Below are 19,225 nucleotides of genomic sequence, written 5' to 3'. Positions count from 1 at the left end.
TCAAATTAGCCACTATAAGATTATTATTGAGGAAAATTTAAACAGGCTCTTAATAACAAGACACAATGAGAAAATTTTTACTTTTAGGAATTTGCGTATCCTTCCTCCTACCCGCCATCGCACAAGCGCAGCAGGTACGTTCGTCCTATTTCATGGAAGGCAGTAACTACCGCATGTCTCTGAATCCCTCTTTCCAACCGACAAAAGGTTTTGTGAACCTTCCTGGTATTGGAGGTACTTCAACCGAGTTATCCACCAACTCTGTTGGTATGCACGACCTCTTCGAGGTCTTCGCCTCTGATGACGATTACTACAACAGTGATAAATTCTACAATAGCCTGAAAAATATGAATGAAGCAAACATTCATGCCAGCACCAACATCCTATCGATGGGAGCATATAAAGGAAAAGGATTCTGGACATTCAATATCGGAACACGAGTTGATGCAGAAGGCAATATACCCAAAAGCATGTTCGACTACCTGAGAGCAGGCGATCCTAACTATTGGGATACCAATTTTGACATCCGCGATGAAAAGTTGCGTGTCAATGCCTATATTGAAATAGGAGGCGGCTACTCGAGTGCCATCAATGAGCGGCTGACCGTAGGCGGTAGAGCCAAACTTTTGTTAGGTGCAGGAAATATCGGACTGACCATCAACAACCTGTCTCTCAGCAAAAACAATATGGGTAACGGTTTCCAAATCATCTCCGATGCCTATCTGGAGAGTTCGGTCAAAGGAGTGGAACTGGAAGAGACTAACGGATATGTCACCGACCTAGAATACAATAAATTCGGTGTCAGCGGCTATGGTGCAGGCTTCGATTTGGGAGCAAACTACAAACTGACGGACAAGCTCACTCTTTCTGCCTCCTTATTGGATCTGGGCTTCATTGCCTGGAGCAAATCAGGTACTCAAATAGCAGAATCGGACAAGAACACCACTCTCACTCCCGGCAGCGACTATAGCATGGAGGATGCGGAAAACGTCATAGATTTTGAGCTCTATGGTCTGCAGAAAAAAGAAAACAAGGCACGTACCACTTCCCTCTCGCCAACATTGGTACTGGGAGGCGAATACGCTTTCTTCAACAATGAACTCAGCGTAGGCTTGTTGTCAACCACCCGTTTCGGAAAACTGCATAACCACTCCGAACTGACGTTATCTGCCAACTATCGTCCCAATACCTTTATCAACGCCTCACTGACCTACTCCATGTTGCAGGGAGGAGATACTTTTGGTTTTGTAATCAGAATCGGTCAACTGATGCTGGGCACAGACTACATGTATCTCGGAAAGAACTCCAACCACGCAAATGCTTTCGTAGGTCTTTCCATTCCTTTGGGGAAGAAAAAAGAGTGATACGCCCGAAGGAGACGAACCGCTGACGGCAAAAGTGAGTATATCAAACAAATCCCATCATAAATTACGCAGATTAGTAAGGATTATCCGATCTGATGATTCAGAATCAAAAAAGAAATCCGTGCTAATCTGCGTAATTTGTAGTGAGCTATGCATACCGCAGCATCCATAGCCTACGATTACTTTATCGTCACCATTGTTGCCCCAAATCCATATTCCTGGAAAGAAGCATCCTGATGCCTATAGGTAGGATATTTACGCTTCAGTTCATCCAATATCGCCTTGCGAAGCACACCGTCCCCCTTGCCATGAATTAAGACAATGCGCTGTTCGCGTTTGTTCCTATACTGCTCCAGTACTTCCCTGAACTTATCGAGCTGATAGTTCAAGATCTCACTGTTGCTCATTCCCCGAATGTCATCCAGAAGCTCACCGATATGAAGGTCTATCTCGACGATGCCATTCTGCCCACCGCGCTTCACGACAGACTGGGGTTTCGGCTTATCTACCACACTCTTCTGAAGCAACGCCGCCTGCAACTCCTCGGCGGAAACATAAACCTGCTTGGCTGGAACATCATTCTTCACCACATCATAGATCAGGGAAGGTGTCTCAAAGAACTCCGACTCCTGAAAGGTGTGCAACTTATAGAACTTGACCGTGTCTATGCGCAACTCCACACTGACTGCCGGCTTCAGCGCAAAAGAACGCCCGTCCTTGAAAGCAACGAACTGTACAGCCACATGTTCGCGGTCATTCAGTTCCGCCTTCTCAAATTCCTCAAGCAAGAATTTGGTGTTCGGTTCTATCAGCCCGTTGGAGCGGACATTCCATGCCTTGCCCTCCGCACAGAGATAGGTGTAGTATAGATAATAATTGCTATCATTCACCAAATACGCCTCGAAAGGTGTGGTGCTGACCGCCTTGATATCTTCCGGAACGAATGCCAGAAATACATTCAGCACATCTCCGCCACGCATCTCCGGCTGGCGGTAGACAGAAGGTTTAGGCGCAACCACGTTCCGCGGTTTCGCCTCTTCCTGAACAGAACCTGAAGACCTTGCCGGACTCTCTTCCGTTTTTTTCGCAGCAGGTTTCGACGTCGGTCTTACCATATTATAATTATCCGTATCAATCACCACACACTCGCGCACCGCCATCGGGATATCAAAACCGTCGGCATCTTCCACCAGCACGATGTCTTTTCCCTGAAATCCTTTCACGATTCCTCCGCCGATTTCGTTGAGGAAACGCACTTTATCACCTATCTTCATCGTTCTATTCTTTTTTTTAGTATTTGACAAATAAGTATTTACGTCCGGCATAGCAAAGCCCGACCGCCCGCAAAGATACGGCAACTCCATAAAAAAAGATAGAAAAAAACAATAAATATCCGTACCTTTGCACCTCATAAACCAAGTTTATCATGAAAGAAGATCCAAAACATATCCGTATCAGCGAGTATAACTATCCCCTGCCCGACGAGCGTATCGCCAAGTTCCCTTTACCCATGCGCGATCAGTCCAAGCTACTAGTGTACCGTCATGGAGAGGTATCCGAGGATATCTTTACTTCATTACCCTCCTACCTGCCTGCCCGAAGCCTGATGGTATTCAACAACACGAAAGTGATTCAGGCAAGACTGCACTTCCGTAAAGAGACTGGTGCACTGATCGAAGTATTCTGTCTGGAGCCTGCCGAACCGAACGACTATGCACTGAACTTCCAGCAAACCGAGCATGCCGCCTGGCTGTGCATGATAGGCAATCTAAAGAAATGGAAAGAGGGAACCCTGAAACGGAAAATGACTGTAAAAGGACGCACCATCACATTGACCGCCACCCGAGGCGAATGTCACGGAACCAGCCATTGGATAGACTTCCGCTGGGACGACACGGCAATCACCTTTGCCGACATACTGGAGGTGTTTGGCGAACTCCCCATCCCGCCCTATCTGAACCGCAAGACACAGGAGAGCGACAAGGAGACTTACCAGACCATCTACTCGAAGATAAAAGGCTCTGTAGCAGCACCTACCGCAGGATTGCATTTCACCTCCCGCGTACTAGACGACCTGAAACAGCTGGGTGTAGAACTGGAAGAGTTGACACTGCACGTTGGTGCCGGTACCTTCAAGCCCGTCAAGAGCGAGGAGATAGAGGGACACGAAATGCACACGGAATACATCTCCGTCTTACGAACCACCATAGAAAAGCTGATAGCCCACGACGGGAAGGCGATAGCCGTAGGCACTACATCCGTCAGGACATTGGAAAGTCTATACCACATCGGTGTTACTCTGCTGAAAAATCCTCATGCCACAGAAGAAGAGTTACGCGTGCGGCAATGGCAACCCTATGAAACTGCCGAAGAAACAGCCGACATCAGCTCCACACACTCCCTGAAAGCCATACTCGACTATCTGGAACGCAATCATCTGGAAACCTTGCACACCAGTACACAAATCATTATCGCTCCGGGATACGACTACAAAATCGTTGTTGCCATAGTCACCAACTTCCATCAGCCGCAAAGCACGCTCCTGCTGCTCGTATCAGCCTTTGTGAAAGGGGACTGGAAAAAGATATACGACTATGCCCTGAGCCACGATTTCCGTTTCCTGAGTTACGGAGATTCTTCATTACTAATACCCTAAAACGATGAACAAAGACAACAACCAAGAAATGTTTCCCCTTGTGGACGAGCAAGGGAATATCACTGGCGCGGCTACCCGCGGCGAATGCCACAACGGCAGCAAACTGCTACACCCCGTGGTGCACCTGCATGTGTTCAACTCGCAAGGTGAGCTGTACCTGCAAAAGCGTCCGGACTGGAAAGACATACAACCCGGTAAATGGGACACCTCCGTAGGCGGGCATGTAGACTTAGGGGAAAGTGTGGAAATGGCATTGAGGCGTGAAGTACGCGAAGAACTTGGCATCACTGAGTTCACGCCTGAGTCTGTCACCCATTACATCTTCGAGTCCAGCCGCGAGAGAGAACTCGTCTTCGTACACAAGACTACATACGACGGCGAAATATGCCCCAGCGACGAACTGGACGGCGGACGCTTCTGGACCATAGCAGAGCTTAAGGAAAATATGGGCAAAGGCGTATTTACCCCCAACTTTGAAGGAGAGATAGGAAAGCTCATAGCATTGGAGGAGTGAAAGAGGATAGCCATACGTTCATCCCCTCCACATCAGCCGCATAGGATACAAACAAAAAGGGAGGTATGTCGGCACTCACCACAATGGTAAGAATTGCCTATGACATACCTCCCTTATTCTATATAAAGGTACCGACTTATTTAGCCAGATCCTCTATCACTTTCATGATCTTCTGACCGATTTCCTCAGCCGCTTCCTGAGTAGAAGCCTCGCTGTACACGCGGATGATCGGCTCGGTATTGCTCTTGCGCAAGTGCACCCACTTGTCGGCAAAGTCAATCTTCACTCCGTCGATGTCATTGATTTCCTCATTCTTATACAGCTCTTTCACTTTGGCAAGAATGGCATCAACATCCGTATCGGGTGTCAGGTCTACGCGGTTCTTCGCCATAAAGTAAGCGGGATAGGTGGCACGCAACTCGCTCACCTTCTTGCCCTCGTGTGCCAGATGGCTCAGGAACAGGGCGATACCAACCAAAGCATCGCGTCCGTAGTGGCTTGCCGGATAGATGACTCCGCCATTACCTTCACCGCCGATGACGGCACCCACTTCTTTCATCTTGGTCGTCACATTCACTTCGCCTACAGCAGATGCAAAGTATTCTTTGCCGTGCTTGCGAGTCACATCGCGCAGTGCACGCGTAGAGCTGAGATTAGACACGGTGTTGCCCGGCGTATGTTTCAGTACATAATCTGCCACAGTAACCAATGTGTACTCCTCGCCATACATCTTCCCGTCCTCGCAAATCATAGCCAGACGGTCTACATCAGGGTCGACCACAAAAGCCACATCGGCCTTTCCACCCTTCATCAGGTTCATGATGTCACCCAGGTTCTTCTCCAACGGTTCAGGGTTATGCTGGAAGTTTCCCGTCGGTTCGCAATACAGTTTTTCTACATGCTTCACGCCCAAACGCTCCAGCAGTTCCGGCAAGATGATGCCGCCGACGGAGTTCACACAGTCGATGGCTACACGGAAATCGGCTTTGCGGATAGCTTCCACATCCACCAGGTCGAGTGCCAGCACGCTGTCTATATGTTTCTGATTATAAGTCAAGTCCTTGCGGTAAGAGCCCAATTTGTCTACTTCGGCATATTCGAACTCTTCGGCTGCTGCGATGCGGAGCACTTCGTTGCCTTCGGCAGCATTAAGAAACTCGCCATGCTCGTTCAGCAGTTTCAAGGCGTTCCACTGTTTGGGATTGTGTGAGGCAGTCAAGATGATGCCACCGGAAGCGCCTTCCATGGTCACAGCCAGCTCGGTGGTCGGCGTAGAAGCCAGGTCGATGTCCACTACGTCCCACCCCATCCCCATCAGGGTGCCTACAACTACGTTTTTCACCATTTCACCCGAGATGCGAGCGTCGCGTCCTACTACAATCTTATTACTTTTCACAGTAGACGTTTTGCGGATAAGCGTCGCATACGCAGACGTAAACTTCACAATGTCAAGTGGATTCAGACCTTCGCCTGCCACACCGCCAATGGTTCCGCGGATTCCAGAGATAGATTTGATTAGAGTCATTAAGTTATCAATAATTTAAAGATTAATGATTGAAAGATTATTATTTCAAGATTACTTGTAAATTTGATACTTACGAATATCGTAGTAATAAGGATATACTTGCTGTTGGGCCGAATTGTGTCCCATCTTCGAAGGAACAATCAGCTTCACATGTGCTCCGTCGCGCACATAGACCAACGGCACCAACCAACCGGCTGGAACAGAAGGACCATAATAGGTATACATGAATCCTTGTGTGAACTGACCGGCAATCGAGGAGCTCGTCACCCGATAGTTAAACTCGTCCACCACTTCCGCATACGCCAAGTTGGACATGGTCACCATCTGGTCCATCAAGCTATATTCCATGAAGCGAACCAATATCTTGTCGTTGGGCTTCACCGTATCGGCTGGATTATCGGAACCTTTCTTCACAATCTGCATGTAGACGCCACTTGCCAGTTGCACATACTCATTCTTGGAGACATCCGTCATCGAGTCGTTCCTGTAAAATTCAGTTTGGGATATCACAGTGATGCTGCTGTCTCTGATAAACGCCTTGATGGCATCTCTCTCTTCGTCCAGCATCTCTGCATAGGTCTTAGTGTTGTCGCAAGCCTGGAAAGCCATACCGCACGCCAACACAGCTAAAAAGAACAATGTAAGTTTCTTCATCCTCTTTTATTTAGTAATTTTGTACAAAAGTATTCTATTTCAACGAAAGTCGGAAAGCTCCGCAAAGAAACTTCGTATCTTTTAACCTTTGCACTTCACTTTTTTTATCCTTTCGCATTCAGCAATGGTTTGAAATCCTCCAACGCGCGTTCCAGTACTTTTCGGGCTTCGTCTATTGTGCCGTAAAACTCACCTCCGGAAGCATTCAGATGCCCGCCCCCGTTGAAATATTCGGAAGCAAGACGGTTGCAGGGGAATGTGCCTACCGAACGTAATGAAACCTTGATCATCGGTTTCTCGGTGTCTTCGCGCAGGAAACAGGAGAAAACAACATTCTTTATGCTCAAAGGAATATTTACAAATCCTTCGCTGTCTCCCCGAATGTAGCTGAAGCGTTTCTGCTCGTCCTTGGTCAGCGTAATCAGGGCGGCATGGTGGTCGGGATAGACCTTCATCTGCGAAAGGATGTGTCCCATCAGGCGCAGACGGCTTTCGGAGTAGGTGTTGTAGACTTTTCGGTAGATTTCGTCCTTATCGATGCCTTTGGAGAGCAGTTCGCTGATGATAAAGTAAATCTCCCGGTTGTTGGAATTGTAGGTGAAGCCACCGGTATCAGTCATCATACCGGTGTAAATGCATTCTGCCCCTTGCTTGGTGATTTCGTTGAAGTAACCCATGCGACATATCAGCCGGAATACAAGCTCGGAGGTGGAAGAGATGTTGGGATGCGAGATAATGATGTCGCAGAATTCTTCCGGATAAAGGTGATGGTCTACCAATATTTTCTTTCCCTTGGCAGCTCTCACGGCATCTGCCATAGCGTCGATGCGGCTCAGTGCATTAAAGTCTAAACAACAAATGATCTCTGCTTCGGCTATCAGCTTATCGGCAAACTCCTTATAGCGGTCGTAAAGCAACACATCCTTGCTGCCCGGCATCCATTTCAGGAAATCGGGAAAAGCATTCGGAACAATGATGTTTGCCGTCTTCTCCTGCGAATTAAAGAAGTGCCACAGTCCTAACGACGAACCGATGGCATCGCCATCCGGGGCCACATGTGCCACGATTACTATCTTCTCCGCATGTCCCAGCCATTTGGAAAAGCGGTCTATCTTAGCTTGGTCTATTACTTTGGTCAACATACGCGTTTACGGATTTAGGTATCTCGTCCAAACCAGGGCGCATAAATGCAGCCTGCTGCTTCGGTCATACCAAATTGAAAGGGCAAAAGTACAAAAAAGTTCGGTAGTTGGCAGTAAATATCACAGGATTTATTCGATATTCACCCCATATTCTCCATACGCCAACTCCATACTTTCTCCAAGTCTATAAGCATGGAGAAGGTATGGAGTTGATACGGAGTTGGTATGGAGTAGGTATGCTATCGGGCATGTTCCTCATATCCCGCCAAGTTGTATGAGACCGGAACCGTACTGTTCCCTACGCGGTAGATGCCGAATTTGAAGTAATAGCCTTCTTCGTCATTCCGCCCGATCAGGATTTTTTCCTTGTCCACGATATGGCGTTCGATGTCCTTTCCGTCCTGGCGGTAAGTCATGGTCACATCAAGCATTCCGAGGCTGAGTATAGTCTCTTTCTCCTTGCCGTAACGGATCCAGTCGATGTCGACCTTGAAGGTCACCCAACACGCTTTCGGGAAATCATCGAACGGCATCTTATAGGCTATCGTAGAGGCCTTGTAGGTGGAAGCGACCGGGCGCAGGACTTTCGCTGTTGCCGGATTGGCATTGCAGCGATCGGTCTTGTCGGTCAACCATTTGCGGTCGGAATTGGCTTTGATGTAGAAGTAACCTTGCGAGAAACCGAAAGCAAGCGGGGGATATCCGCCCTGCTCTATCAGCCACCCGTTGGGCTTTCCCGCCTTATAGACGGTCTTTCCCTGCGCATTGGTCGCGGCCACTTTCTCGTAACCCATGTTCTTCTTGAAAATCATCTTCTTTTCCAATTCAAGGAACTCTTCCACACTAAGCCGCGTCACTTTACCGTCCGGATCGGACACAAGTGTCCGGCTCGGCATGCCGTGCCACTGGGCGAAAATGGTGGAGACATCCTTGGCAAGACTCCGGGGGATATAAACAGAGAATGTATAGCTCATCGACGAACCTTGCGGGCAACTGCCCTTGCCGTAATGGTATACGGTCTTCATTTTCTGGGCATTGGGGTACTCGCTGGCCGGATAGTTTCGGAAGTCATTGGACACGGCATAGCAGTAGCTAAGCTCGGCACGGCCTTTGGTTTCTCCTTCGGCATAGCCTTCCAGCGTATTGTCATCCTGTTTCAGTTCGAAACGGTAAGAAGGGCGGCCACGGAACGGTAGGGAGTGATCCAAACAAATGGTGTGTGGTTTATTGGTTCCGACGGCCACCCAACGACCGTCAATTATTTGATTCGCACGGGCAGAATCCGCCTGTACGTTTACACGTTCTTTTAAGGGTGTTAAGTTATCCGACTGTGCACGAACCGGAACTGCCGTTGTCAACGGAAGAAAGCAAAGGGGGAGTAATGCTATTTTTTTCATTCTATATTCTATATTCGATGATTCGATGTTTAGAGATGATTCGATGTTTAGAGATGTAAAAACACGCTTCATTCAGGCAGGGGCACCATCGGTCGACGGCCATAATTCAGTTTCAAGCCTTTCTGATAAGCCTCAGGACCATGCAGGTCTTTGATATCCATTTCGCCCAGGTTGACCAGGATGCCGCGTGCCATCAGTCCGGCGTCTTCATTTTGGAGGCGAGGCAGGGTTTCGGCAGCCTTCTTCAGTTCGGGCAGGAAGGGACGGATGCAGTCGCGCATGGCAGGATCGAGGGAGAGGCATTCCAGCGAGGAGTAACCTATCTTCCGGTCTTCCTCCTGCACCGGAGTGACGAGGCGGGCAACGCCTTCGTGTGCTTTGCCCAAATAGGCAACGGCATAAGCGGCTTCGGCTGAGATGTAGGGGTTTTCGTCTTGCAGCAGTGCCAGCAGGGTTTGCGGACAGTTCTCCACCTGATTCTCCCGTGCCAGTTTGGCATATCCCACTGCTCCCCAGAATCTCATTTCCGGCAAGGCGCTGACAATGGCTTTCTCCAGTATAGGAAGCGAAGATGACGTAGCTGTTCCAGCTGTTTCTACCAGCGCATATAGTTCGTCCAGGGGATATTTCTCCTTGCGCACTTTCTCGTAAAGGATATGCCCTACACGCGAATTGGGCAGGAAGAAGCCCAAATCTACGGTCTCACGGACATGTTCAGACAAAGCTTGACGCATTTTAGAGAGAGTTTCCGCATATTCGGGAGCAGCCGAAAGGTCGTGCAATTCATCCGGATCGTTCTTCAGGTCGAAAAGCATTTCTGCCGGATGGGCCTCGAAGGTCAGTTTCCAGTCCGGATTGGTATTATGTCCGCCCAGTACCAGTTTGTCCCATGCCTTGTTGGAGGGCATTCCCCACTGATAGTAGTTGCGCAAGGCAAACTGGCGGTAGGGGATGTAGCTACGTATGTATTTATACCGCCCATCAGTGACGGCACGCACCGGCATGAAGTGGTGCAGCTGGTTGGCAGCCAATGCAAATTGCATTTCCCTCTTCTCCTTGCTCGCATATTTGCCGAACAGGGCTTTTCCTTGCATCTGCTTGGAAGGCTTGACACCCGAAAGGCTGAGCACGGTCGGTCCCAAGTCCGTAAAGTTGACCAGTCCATATTCTTTGCCTACGGCATTGTTTGCCAGATGCTTCCATTTCGGCGGGAAATAAGCAATCAGGGGCACTCGCAGCCCGCTCTCATACAGATAGCCTTTTCCGCGTGGAACGCAACCGCCATGATCACTGAAGAAGAAGATGATCGTGTTCTCCTCCAGCCCTTTCTCTTTCAGGTCTTTCAGGAAGAAACCCAACCAAGTATCTACATCCTGTACCGCCTCAAGATGTCCGGCATAGTCGGAACGCATCTCCGGCAGGTCGGGCACGTAGGAGGGCAACGAGAGCAACGCCGGATAGATTCCCTCCTTGGTGTAATCTCTGCGCCCATCGGTGTGGAAGGTACGGATGCGTCCCATGTGCGAAGTCACGGTATTGAATACGGCAAAGAAGGGTTGGTCTTTCCCGCGTTTCGGACTGTTGTAAGAAGCCTTTTTGTCACACTCGTCCCAGCAACTCTTATTGTCTGTGGTCGAATTGTAGTGTGTCTTGCTGTTGTTGGTGCAATAATATCCGGCTTCGCGTAGCCTTTGCGGGAAGAAGATATCGGCAGGTGTGTCGTAAGGCACGGGGTGCACATCCATCCCGTAAGTACTCGAGTAGCAGCCTGTGATAAGTGACGAGCGGGCAGCCGAACTTTGAGGGGCCACAGACCAGGCATTCATGAACTGTATGCCGCGGGTGGCAAGAGAATCTGCATTCGGTGTATGTACTCCTTTATTGCCATAGCAACCGAACTCGTAAGCACTGGTATCTTCGAAAGTCAGCCAAAGGATATTGGGCCGTTCGCCTTTCTTATCAGTTGCTTCCACACGGGCAGAATAGAAGCCGCAAAAAGCGGTACACATCAGTAAGGGTAAGTGTTTCATACGCTACTTATTTAAGGGAATTAGTTTTCTGCCGCGAAAGTAAGGTATTCGCACTTGTCAAGGCCTTTTTTATGTACAAAAGTGTACCAATATTGTTCTGTACAATGATTTTTCTACAAAAATTGCATCCATTCAACAATATTGTGATGCGTATAAACGTATGTACACCATATATTATATAAAAGTCCGTTCATAATCAGCTGAAAAGAAGTACCTTTGAGACCTAAAATCTATCTACAAAACAAAGATGAGAAACATATTTTTTACCGTATTACTATTTTCCACAACGCTCTTGTCCGGACAAGTGCGTAATGTGAGTGAGACCCCATCAAACAACTTATTGCACAATGAAGCCATCGGACTATTGACAGAGTGGATGGATGCTTTCCTGAACTATCAGTGCGACCATCCTGACCCAGCCCTTAATGGCGGCATCTTGTGTCCGGCATGTGCCCGCATGCATGGGCGTATCGGTGATGCCGTACTCCCCTTGATGTATCTGGCGGACAAGACTGGAAACCCCAAATACCTGAACGGAGCCAAACAGCTGATGGCATGGATGGAGAATGTACATCGTCCGGACGGTTCCTGGATGAACGACGTGCACGTCTCGGACTGGAACGGTACGACGGTCTTTGCCTCCATAGCTCTCTACGAAGCGTTACGACATCATGGCCACTTGTTAGACGACTCCACCCGAAACCATTGGAAGCAACAATTGTTGCAAGCCGGAGAGTTCATGATGAAGAACCCGTTCATCTACAGCCGCAAACGCGAAGGTATGCGGAACATGAACGTGAATTATTCCGCTTCGGCGACCTACGCCCTTTATGCCATCGGCGAATGGTTCGACCGTCCCGACTTCAAGCAAGAAGCCCAAGAGATAGCTGCCGGACTGAAGAGTTACTTCACAAAAAACGAAGGCTTCCTGTATGGTGAAGGACCGAACATCTATTCGCCCACCCCGAACGGATGTTTTCCGATAGACTTGCTCTATAATGTAGAGGAATCGCTGCCCAACATGGCCTATTATGCTACGATGGCAGGCGACAAGGAGTTGCTGTCACTCGTAGAACGTTCCATGAGCACCCATCTGGAATTTATGCTACCCGACGGAGCGTGGGACAACAGTTGGGGAACCCGAAGTTTCAAATGGACCTATTGGGGCGGACGCACAAGCGACGGATTCATGGGAGGCTACTACGCACTGGCAACCCGTCATCCGGAATATGTGGAAGCCATCCTGCGCAATGTCCGGCTACTGAAGAAAGCCACCTGTAACGGACTTCTTCACGGCGGCATGCATTATTCCGCTTCCGGTATCCCGCCTTGCATCCACCACACCTTCGGACATGCCAAGGCATTGGCTTCTTTCCTCGACCTACCTCTTGTGCAGACTGCCGCTTCGGGCACGCTACCACGCGATGCCGCCTACGGCACCAAGTACTTCAAGGACATTCACACCTGGCTACTCTCTTACGGAGACTGGCGCTCCACATTGACCGGATATGACGCAGAATATAAAGTGAAAGGCACACATCCGATGGGAGGCGCTCTCTCGATGTTGTGGCACGCCCAGGCAGGACCGGTCTTTGCCGCAACCATGAACAAATATACGCTGATCGAAGCACCCAACATGCAAAGCAACACCCGCAAGTACCTGACCGGAGGCACTCCGCGAATGGAGTTGGTGCAGGAAGGAGTTACCTACAGCAATCTGGACGACCTGCATACAGACATCACCTGTCATACCGAAAAGAAATCCTGCACGTTCACCGTGCACACACATTTAGTAGATCTCAACCAGCAGGCACCGCCGCAGGGAGAGACTGCCCTGACCCTGAATTACACCTATTCGGAACAGGGCGTCGGCATACGCATGGAGCAATGTGGAGAAGGGATTCGGTTGATACTCCCCGTCATTGCTTCTCCGGAAGAAAAAGTCGAGTTCTCCTCCCGCAAGCTATGCATCGAAAGGAACGGAGGAACGCTATATATCACCTGCGAAGAGGGCAACATGGAAGTGGGTCCTACCGATGAAGACGGAAGAGTCTTCAACCCTGTTCCGGGCTTTGCATTTATACCTTTGCAAATATCACCAGACGTTAAGGAGAAGAAAATTCATATAAATATATCCTTCCGTTGATATTTTTTTTGTTTATTTGCCCCGTAACAGATTATAGCTATGACAATAAGAATAAAACAGTTCCTTTTTGTGCTTTGGGCCAGCCTGTTTTCTTATGTAATGGATGCCAGCACAACTGACAATATCCATTTCACTCATCTTGGATTGGTGGAAGGTTTATCGCACTGCACGATTCTCGACATCGTTCAGGACCAAGGTGGCAATCTATGGTTTGCGACGTATGATGGCGTAAACAAGTACGACGGTTACAACTTTACGGTGTACCGCCATCAGCACACGAATCCCCACAGCATAGCCAGCGACATATCCAATTGCCTCGCCATCGACGATGAAAACAGGATATGGGTAGGAACACGCGAAGGACTGTCTCTCTACACACCCCGCAAGGATGTCTTCTCCAACTATTATTATAAGAATAAAGGATTCAACGTTGCCGTCAACAGTATACTCCCCCTACAAAAAGACCTGCTGATGTTGGGTACTGCGGAAGGCATATTGCTTTTCGATGCCCAAAGGGAGTGTTTCCTGAACGACACTCTGCCCACAACCCTGCACAGGATGAGGCCTACGGCACTGATGAAGCAGGGAGACCTTGTGTATATCGGCACCAACAACGGTCTCTATACCTACACTTTGCAAAACGGCATTCTGAGTAAACTGGTAGACATGCCCGCCAATGTACGGATACATGCTTTGCTGTGCCGGATGTTCGACCAGATATGGATGGCGACCGAAGGCGACGGACTGTATCTATACAACATCCAGTCGAAAACGTTGAAAAACTATCGTTACGAAGACAAACAGTCCGGCTTGAATTCGAACTACGTACGCTCTCTGGCACTGGATACCGAAAACCATCTGTGGGTAGGAACTTACGGAGGACTGAACATCTATAAAGACGGTATAGACAAGTTTTCTTCGCTGAAAAGCTCGGAGATGCAAGAAGGCAGCCTATCGCAGAACTCGGTGCGATGCATCTTCAAAGATTCGCAGGGAGGCATGTGGCTGGGCACTTATTGGGGAGGGCTGAATTACTACCACCCGCTGTGCAACCGGTTTCAACGCATCAAGCACATTCCTTTCCTGAACTCACTGAGCGACAACGTAGTGAGTTGTATCGTAGAAGACAAGCAACACAACCTATGGATAGGGACAAGCAACGGCGGACTGAACTTCTATGACGATAAATCGCAGACATATAAAAGTTACTTGTTCAATTCCAGCGGGCTGAACGTTCCTTTCAAGGATATCAAGACAGTGTATGTGGACGAACTGCACAACAAAGTGTACGTGGGTGCCCATGCCGGAGGAATGATGGTATTGGACAGGAGATCGGGACACGTGGAGTACTACAACCGACAGAACAGCGACATTCCAAGCAACAACATCTATTCCATCATCTCTGATGATAACAATGGACTTTGGATTGTTTCGTTGGAGTATCTGCTACACTTCGACATCAACAAGCGCAGCTTCAGAATCGTAGACAAGAACAACGACAGGCACGAAGGGCAACAATACAACCGTACCCTGTTCTGCGACTCGAAAAAGCGCCTGTGGATAGGTGGAGAAATGGGTATTGCTGTCTTCAACCAAACGGGTAACAGCTTACAGCGTAATACAGATTTCAACATATCTTCCAACTTGGAACAGGTGTTCGCCCACTGTTTCTACGAATCATCCTCCGGAAGCATCTGGATCGGAACACGTAACGGACTTTTCGCCCTGCAAGAGGGGAACGACAGCCCAGTGCAATACACCACAGCAAACGGATTGCCAAGCAATGTCATCTATGGCATTATGGAAGATGCCTACGGGCGTCTGTGGATAAGTACCAACCAAGGATTGAGTTGCATGTCACCGGAAAATGGAAGATTCCGCAACTTCACTATCCAGGACGGGCTGCAAGGCAATCAGTTCAATGCCGGCTCCTACTGCCGAAAAGAGAACGGATATATGCTGTTCGGTGGCGTCAACGGTATCACTCTGTTCCGCCCAGAGACTCTGGTGGACAATCCTTATACGCCCAAACCGGTCATCAACAAACTGTTTGTCTATAATAAAGAGGTACTTCCGGACGATGAAACAAACATCCTGACAGAAAGCATCGAGTACACAGACCATATCACGTTGTCGTCTTCGCAGAACTCTTTTGCCATCTCTTTCATCGTATCCAACTACATTGCCGGAAAGCACAACACCTTCGCCTACAAACTGAAGGGATATGACAATGAGTGGTATAAACTGAACGACACCGGTCCGGTGTCCTACTCCAACCTGCCGGCGGGCGACTATACCTTCTACGTCAAGGCGGCAAACAACGACGGCAAGTGGAACGAAGCCCCTGCTACGCTGTACATCCGCATATTGCCGGTCTGGTATTGCACTTGGTGGGCACTCGTTTTGTTTGCCTTATCGTTCATCGTTCTGTCGGTAGTCATCATTCGTTTCTTTTGGCAGCGTAAAAGCATGCAGGCAGAAATCCGTATGGAGCGGATGGATAAAGAGAAACAGGAAGAGATCAGCCAGATGAAAATCCGCTTCTACATCAATATTTCGCACGAGTTGCGTACTCCACTGACGCTGATCGTCGGTCCCTTGCAGGAGCTTATCAGCCGTGTCAGCGGCCATTGGGAGCAGAGCCAGTTACAATACATCCAGCGAAACACCAACCGCCTGTTACATCTCGTCAACCAACAGATGGATTACCGACGGGCGGAATTAGGCATCTTCGAACTCAGACCGTCATACTCCAATGCGTATAAGCGGGTAATGAGCAGCTTCCTCAATTATGAGAGCCTGGCGAAAAAGAAGGATATAGACTATAACCTTTATACCGAGCTGCAGGACGAGGAGATGCTGTTCGATGCAAACTATCTGGATCTGATTGTCAATAATCTGCTGTCCAACGCTTTCAAGTACACGGAGGTTGGTGAGAGCATCACGATGAAGCTCTATAAAGAAGGGAATGAACTGGTATTGCAAGTGGCCGACACCGGCATCGGCATTCCGAAAGAGAAGCAGAAAAAGATTTTTGAACGGTTCTATCAGGTAGAAAACGGATGCGAAGGAAGCGGCATCGGCTTGTCGTTGGTACAGCGGCTTGTAGAACTGCACCACGGACGGATTGCCCTGCAAAGTGAGGTCGGTAAAGGCTCTACTTTCTCTATTTACCTCCCGCAGAACGAGGAGGCATACACGTCAGAAGAATTGCGAGGAGGCGAAGAGGATGCAGAAAAACAAAAGGTATATTCGACCAATGCGCACAACGTCTATATTGACGACGAAAAAGAGCAGGACGAAGAGGATATCGCTACGGCTACTCAAAACAAACGCGGAACCATACTGATCGTGGAAGACAGCAAGGAATTGAGGCAATTTTTGGCAGGCGGATTGTCATCTCTATTCGGAGTGCTTGAAGCGGAGAACGGACAAAAGGCGCTGGACATCATAAAAGAACATGAGGTAGACCTGATCATCACGGACGTCATGATGCCTGTCATGGATGGTGTGAAGCTGTGTAAGCTGGTGAAGCAGAACTTACGCACGTGCCATATACCGGTCTATATGCTATCGGCAAAGGCGGACGTGAAGTATCAACTGGAAGGCTTGCACGTGGGAGCCGACGACTACATCGCCAAACCCTTCTCCATCGAAGTGCTGAAAGCCAAGATTCTGAACATGCTGCGTACACGCTACCGCATCTTCGAGCACTACTCCAAGGTGACGGAAGTGGAACCCGAAAAACTGACGAGCAACACGATGGATGAGGAACTGTTGCGAAAAGCCATTGCCGTAGTGGAGAAGAATATGGATAACGTGGAATTCTCTACAGAACAGTTTGCACGGGAGATGAACATGAGCCGCTCCAACCTCCATCTGAAGCTGAAAGCAATAACCGGAAAGTCGGCTATCGACTTCATCCACAAGATACGTTTCAACCGGGCATGCCAATTGTTGAAGGAGGGAAAATACACGGTTGCGGAAATCAGTTTCATGGTGGGCTACAACACGCCTTCCTATTTTGCAGCACGATTTAAGAAGTACATCGGTTGCCTGCCCACCGAGTATGGAAAGAATAAGTCATGAGCGACAATACGTGATGAGCGACAATAAACGACGAGTGACAAAGGACGAATAGCAAATTGAATTACGAGTGACAAGTGACAAGAGATAAGAGAAATAAACGAATATGAAAATACATATTGCCTTCTTCGGAATAACATTCCTGCTTTTAGCTACCTCATGCAGACAGCCGGACAGCTACCGGTTGTCGGTATCCCAAGAGTATAGCGTGCGGAAAGAAGACCGTTCCATCGACCTTTTCAGGCTGGTGAACCGGAACGGCATGACAATCAAAGTGACGAACTATGCCGCCTCGCTGACCGATGTTTCCGTGCCCGACCGACATGGAAAGTTCGCTCATGTCGTGCTGGGCTTCGACAGCGTAGAGAGCTACTTGGGGAGACATCCCAAACTGGGCGCGACCGTAGGCCGCTATGCCAACCGCATCCGGAATGCCCGCTTCTGCCTCGACGGCACGACCTATCAACTGGAGAAGAACAATAAAGAGCATTCCATCCACGGAGGTAGCCGGGGATTCAACCTCCAGTTGTTCGACACAGACACATTCTACACGCAGAAGGACACGGCAGCCGTTGTCTTCAAGTACCGAAGTCCCCATCAGGAAGGAGGTTTTCCCGGCAATCTGGATGTCTCCGTCGCTTACAAGCTGACTAACCGGAATGAAATTATAATAGAATACACCGCCGTAACGGACCGCCCCACAGTGGTCAACCTGACCAACCACAGCTACTTCAATCTGTCGGGCTGTACCACCCCCGTATTGCAGCACACCTATATGCTTTGGGCAGATTCCATCACCCGGAACGATTCCATCGGCATTCCCACCGGTGAACTCCTCCCCGTGGCAGGAACCGAATATGACTTCACTTCTCCCCTGTCGGCAAAGGCGAGAGTGGACAGCATGGGCAAAGGCTACGACATCAACTACAAACTGAGGAAGTCGTCCGGCACGCCTTCCCTCGAACTGGCTGCCGTTGTTACCGACTCCGTATCCGGCAGGGTGCTGAAAGCATACACCACCGAACCGGGCATGCAGTTCTACATCCCCAACTCGAACATGGACTACCTCACGGGACATGATGGCAGGCGATACGGACAATACTACGGTTTCTGCCTGGAGATGCAGCACTTCCCCGACTCGCCCAACCATCCGCAGTTCCCGCCGACAAGCCTGTATCCAGGAGAGACTTACCGACAAACCACTGTCTACAAGTTTGAGACCATCGGTGAGTAACGTCAAATGTATATTCATCTCTTAATGCAAGTATGGCTTGATTTTATGCTATCGGGCAAGGTTATATCAAAATTACTTTGTCCGAGCAGATAGTTTTCGAAAGTTTTAGCTTCTATCTTATTGATAAGAACATCTTTCGTCCAACCGAATTTCTTGGTAGCCAATATATAAAATTGCCGTTGTCGTGTTTCCTTGCACTTCGTAAGAATGACGATATGTTTCGACCAGCTAATGAGGATGTGTCAAAACTCCTTTTGTTTGAGAAAATCCCCCTGCTACAAATAGGTGTGGCAGGGGGATTCTTTCAATTTGGGCATTATGACACACCCTCAATTCATTAGACTGGTATTCAGCATAAAAACGTGCCATGTCCCACATATTACGGACTCCAAAACCTTTTATTCCCGGAAATTCCTTCTGTATGTCCCATGAAAGGTTTTCCACAACGGATTTTCCCCAACCTAATACCCTTACGCC

General features: G+C 48.9%; 12 protein-coding genes and 1 pseudogene. 6 read left to right on the top strand and 7 right to left on the bottom strand.

Features of this window, described 5'->3' with window-relative positions; genetic code table 11:
* The first annotated feature begins 65 nt into the window (after window positions 1-65).
* The gene (locus tag QZ323_RS12775) at window positions 66-1,364 is read left to right on the top strand and encodes a DUF5723 family protein (RefSeq protein ID WP_294635072.1); all 1,299 of its coding nucleotides are present in this window, start codon (window positions 66-68) and stop codon (window positions 1,362-1,364) included.
* A 179-nt stretch (window positions 1,365-1,543) separates the two neighbouring features.
* Here QZ323_RS12775 and QZ323_RS12770 read toward each other — a convergent pair whose 3' ends face one another.
* Window positions 1,544-2,638 carry a DUF2027 domain-containing protein gene (locus tag QZ323_RS12770; RefSeq protein WP_294635071.1) on the bottom strand — a complete coding sequence of 365 codons (1,095 nt, stop codon included), beginning with the start codon at window positions 2,636-2,638 and terminating at the stop codon, window positions 1,544-1,546.
* Between the two features lie 152 nt (window positions 2,639-2,790).
* Between QZ323_RS12770 and QZ323_RS12765 the strand changes: the two genes are divergently transcribed.
* Both QZ323_RS12765 and QZ323_RS12760 read left to right on the top strand, forming a co-directional pair.
* Window positions 2,791-4,020: an S-adenosylmethionine:tRNA ribosyltransferase-isomerase gene (locus tag QZ323_RS12765; RefSeq protein WP_294635070.1), complete on the top strand. Its 1,230-nt coding sequence runs from the start codon at window positions 2,791-2,793 to the stop codon at window positions 4,018-4,020.
* Window positions 4,021-4,024: 4 nt separating this feature from the next.
* Window positions 4,025-4,534 carry an NUDIX domain-containing protein gene (locus tag QZ323_RS12760; protein WP_294635069.1) on the top strand — a complete coding sequence of 170 codons (510 nt, stop codon included), beginning with the start codon at window positions 4,025-4,027 and terminating at the stop codon, window positions 4,532-4,534.
* A 136-nt stretch (window positions 4,535-4,670) separates the two neighbouring features.
* Here QZ323_RS12760 and glmM read toward each other — a convergent pair whose 3' ends face one another.
* The 5 genes from glmM to QZ323_RS12735 all read right to left on the bottom strand — a co-directional run bounded on the left by glmM (window position 4,671) and on the right by QZ323_RS12735 (window position 11,282).
* Window positions 4,671-6,059, bottom strand: a complete 1,389-nt coding sequence (gene glmM, locus QZ323_RS12755; protein ID WP_294635068.1) for a phosphoglucosamine mutase — start codon at window positions 6,057-6,059, stop codon at window positions 4,671-4,673.
* Between the two features lie 51 nt (window positions 6,060-6,110).
* Window positions 6,111-6,713 carry a DUF4827 domain-containing protein gene (locus QZ323_RS12750; RefSeq protein ID WP_294635067.1) on the bottom strand — a complete coding sequence of 201 codons (603 nt, stop codon included), beginning with the start codon at window positions 6,711-6,713 and terminating at the stop codon, window positions 6,111-6,113.
* 104 nt (window positions 6,714-6,817) lie between these two features.
* Window positions 6,818-7,855 (bottom strand): DHH family phosphoesterase, encoded by a 1,038-nt coding sequence (locus tag QZ323_RS12745; protein WP_294635066.1) that lies wholly within the window; start codon window positions 7,853-7,855, stop codon window positions 6,818-6,820.
* Between the two features lie 239 nt (window positions 7,856-8,094).
* Entirely contained in the window at window positions 8,095-9,252 is a 1,158-nt protein-coding gene (locus tag QZ323_RS12740; RefSeq protein WP_294635065.1) for a heparin lyase I family protein, read from the bottom strand.
* 68 nt (window positions 9,253-9,320) lie between these two features.
* Window positions 9,321-11,282 (bottom strand): sulfatase, encoded by a 1,962-nt coding sequence (locus tag QZ323_RS12735; RefSeq protein ID WP_294635064.1) that lies wholly within the window; start codon window positions 11,280-11,282, stop codon window positions 9,321-9,323.
* Between the two features lie 247 nt (window positions 11,283-11,529).
* On the opposite strand from QZ323_RS12735, the gene QZ323_RS12730 reads away from it, so the two are divergent.
* The 3 genes from QZ323_RS12730 to QZ323_RS12720 all read left to right on the top strand — a co-directional run bounded on the left by QZ323_RS12730 (window position 11,530) and on the right by QZ323_RS12720 (window position 18,748).
* On the top strand, window positions 11,530-13,428 hold the full coding sequence (locus QZ323_RS12730) for a hypothetical protein (RefSeq protein ID WP_294635063.1): 1,899 nt from the start codon (window positions 11,530-11,532) through the stop codon (window positions 13,426-13,428).
* A gap of 45 nt (window positions 13,429-13,473) precedes the next feature.
* The gene (locus QZ323_RS12725) at window positions 13,474-17,517 is read left to right on the top strand and encodes a two-component regulator propeller domain-containing protein (protein ID WP_294635073.1); all 4,044 of its coding nucleotides are present in this window, start codon (window positions 13,474-13,476) and stop codon (window positions 17,515-17,517) included.
* 103 nt (window positions 17,518-17,620) lie between these two features.
* Window positions 17,621-18,748, top strand: a complete 1,128-nt coding sequence (locus QZ323_RS12720; RefSeq protein WP_294635062.1) for an aldose epimerase family protein — start codon at window positions 17,621-17,623, stop codon at window positions 18,746-18,748.
* A 7-nt stretch (window positions 18,749-18,755) separates the two neighbouring features.
* Here the strand turns inward: QZ323_RS12720 and QZ323_RS12715 are convergent.
* Window positions 18,756-19,225: pseudogene (locus QZ323_RS12715) on the bottom strand (DUF1016 N-terminal domain-containing protein); the annotation flags it as partial.

Source organism: uncultured Bacteroides sp., from assembly GCF_910585845.1.
Lineage (GTDB): Bacteria > Bacteroidota > Bacteroidia > Bacteroidales > Bacteroidaceae > Bacteroides.
This window is presented reverse-complemented; position numbering and strand designations above follow the sequence as displayed.

Bases quoted from the DNA above. Each gene is read 5' to 3' on its own strand.
- QZ323_RS12735 (WP_294635064.1), bottom strand. From the start codon at position 11,282: ATGAAACACTTACCCTTACTGATGTGTACCGCTTTTTGCGGCTTCTAT.
- QZ323_RS12775 (WP_294635072.1), top strand. From the start codon at position 66: ATGAGAAAATTTTTACTTTTAGGAATTTGCGTATCCTTCCTCCTACCC.
- QZ323_RS12745 (WP_294635066.1), bottom strand. From the start codon at position 7,855: ATGTTGACCAAAGTAATAGACCAAGCTAAGATAGACCGCTTTTCCAAA.
- QZ323_RS12740 (WP_294635065.1), bottom strand. From the start codon at position 9,252: ATGAAAAAAATAGCATTACTCCCCCTTTGCTTTCTTCCGTTGACAACG.
- QZ323_RS12750 (WP_294635067.1), bottom strand. From the start codon at position 6,713: ATGAAGAAACTTACATTGTTCTTTTTAGCTGTGTTGGCGTGCGGTATG.
- QZ323_RS12770 (WP_294635071.1), bottom strand. From the start codon at position 2,638: ATGAAGATAGGTGATAAAGTGCGTTTCCTCAACGAAATCGGCGGAGGA.
- QZ323_RS12765 (WP_294635070.1), top strand. From the start codon at position 2,791: ATGAAAGAAGATCCAAAACATATCCGTATCAGCGAGTATAACTATCCC.
- QZ323_RS12720 (WP_294635062.1), top strand. From the start codon at position 17,621: ATGAAAATACATATTGCCTTCTTCGGAATAACATTCCTGCTTTTAGCT.
- glmM (WP_294635068.1), bottom strand. From the start codon at position 6,059: ATGACTCTAATCAAATCTATCTCTGGAATCCGCGGAACCATTGGCGGT.
- QZ323_RS12730 (WP_294635063.1), top strand. From the start codon at position 11,530: ATGAGAAACATATTTTTTACCGTATTACTATTTTCCACAACGCTCTTG.
- QZ323_RS12760 (WP_294635069.1), top strand. From the start codon at position 4,025: ATGAACAAAGACAACAACCAAGAAATGTTTCCCCTTGTGGACGAGCAA.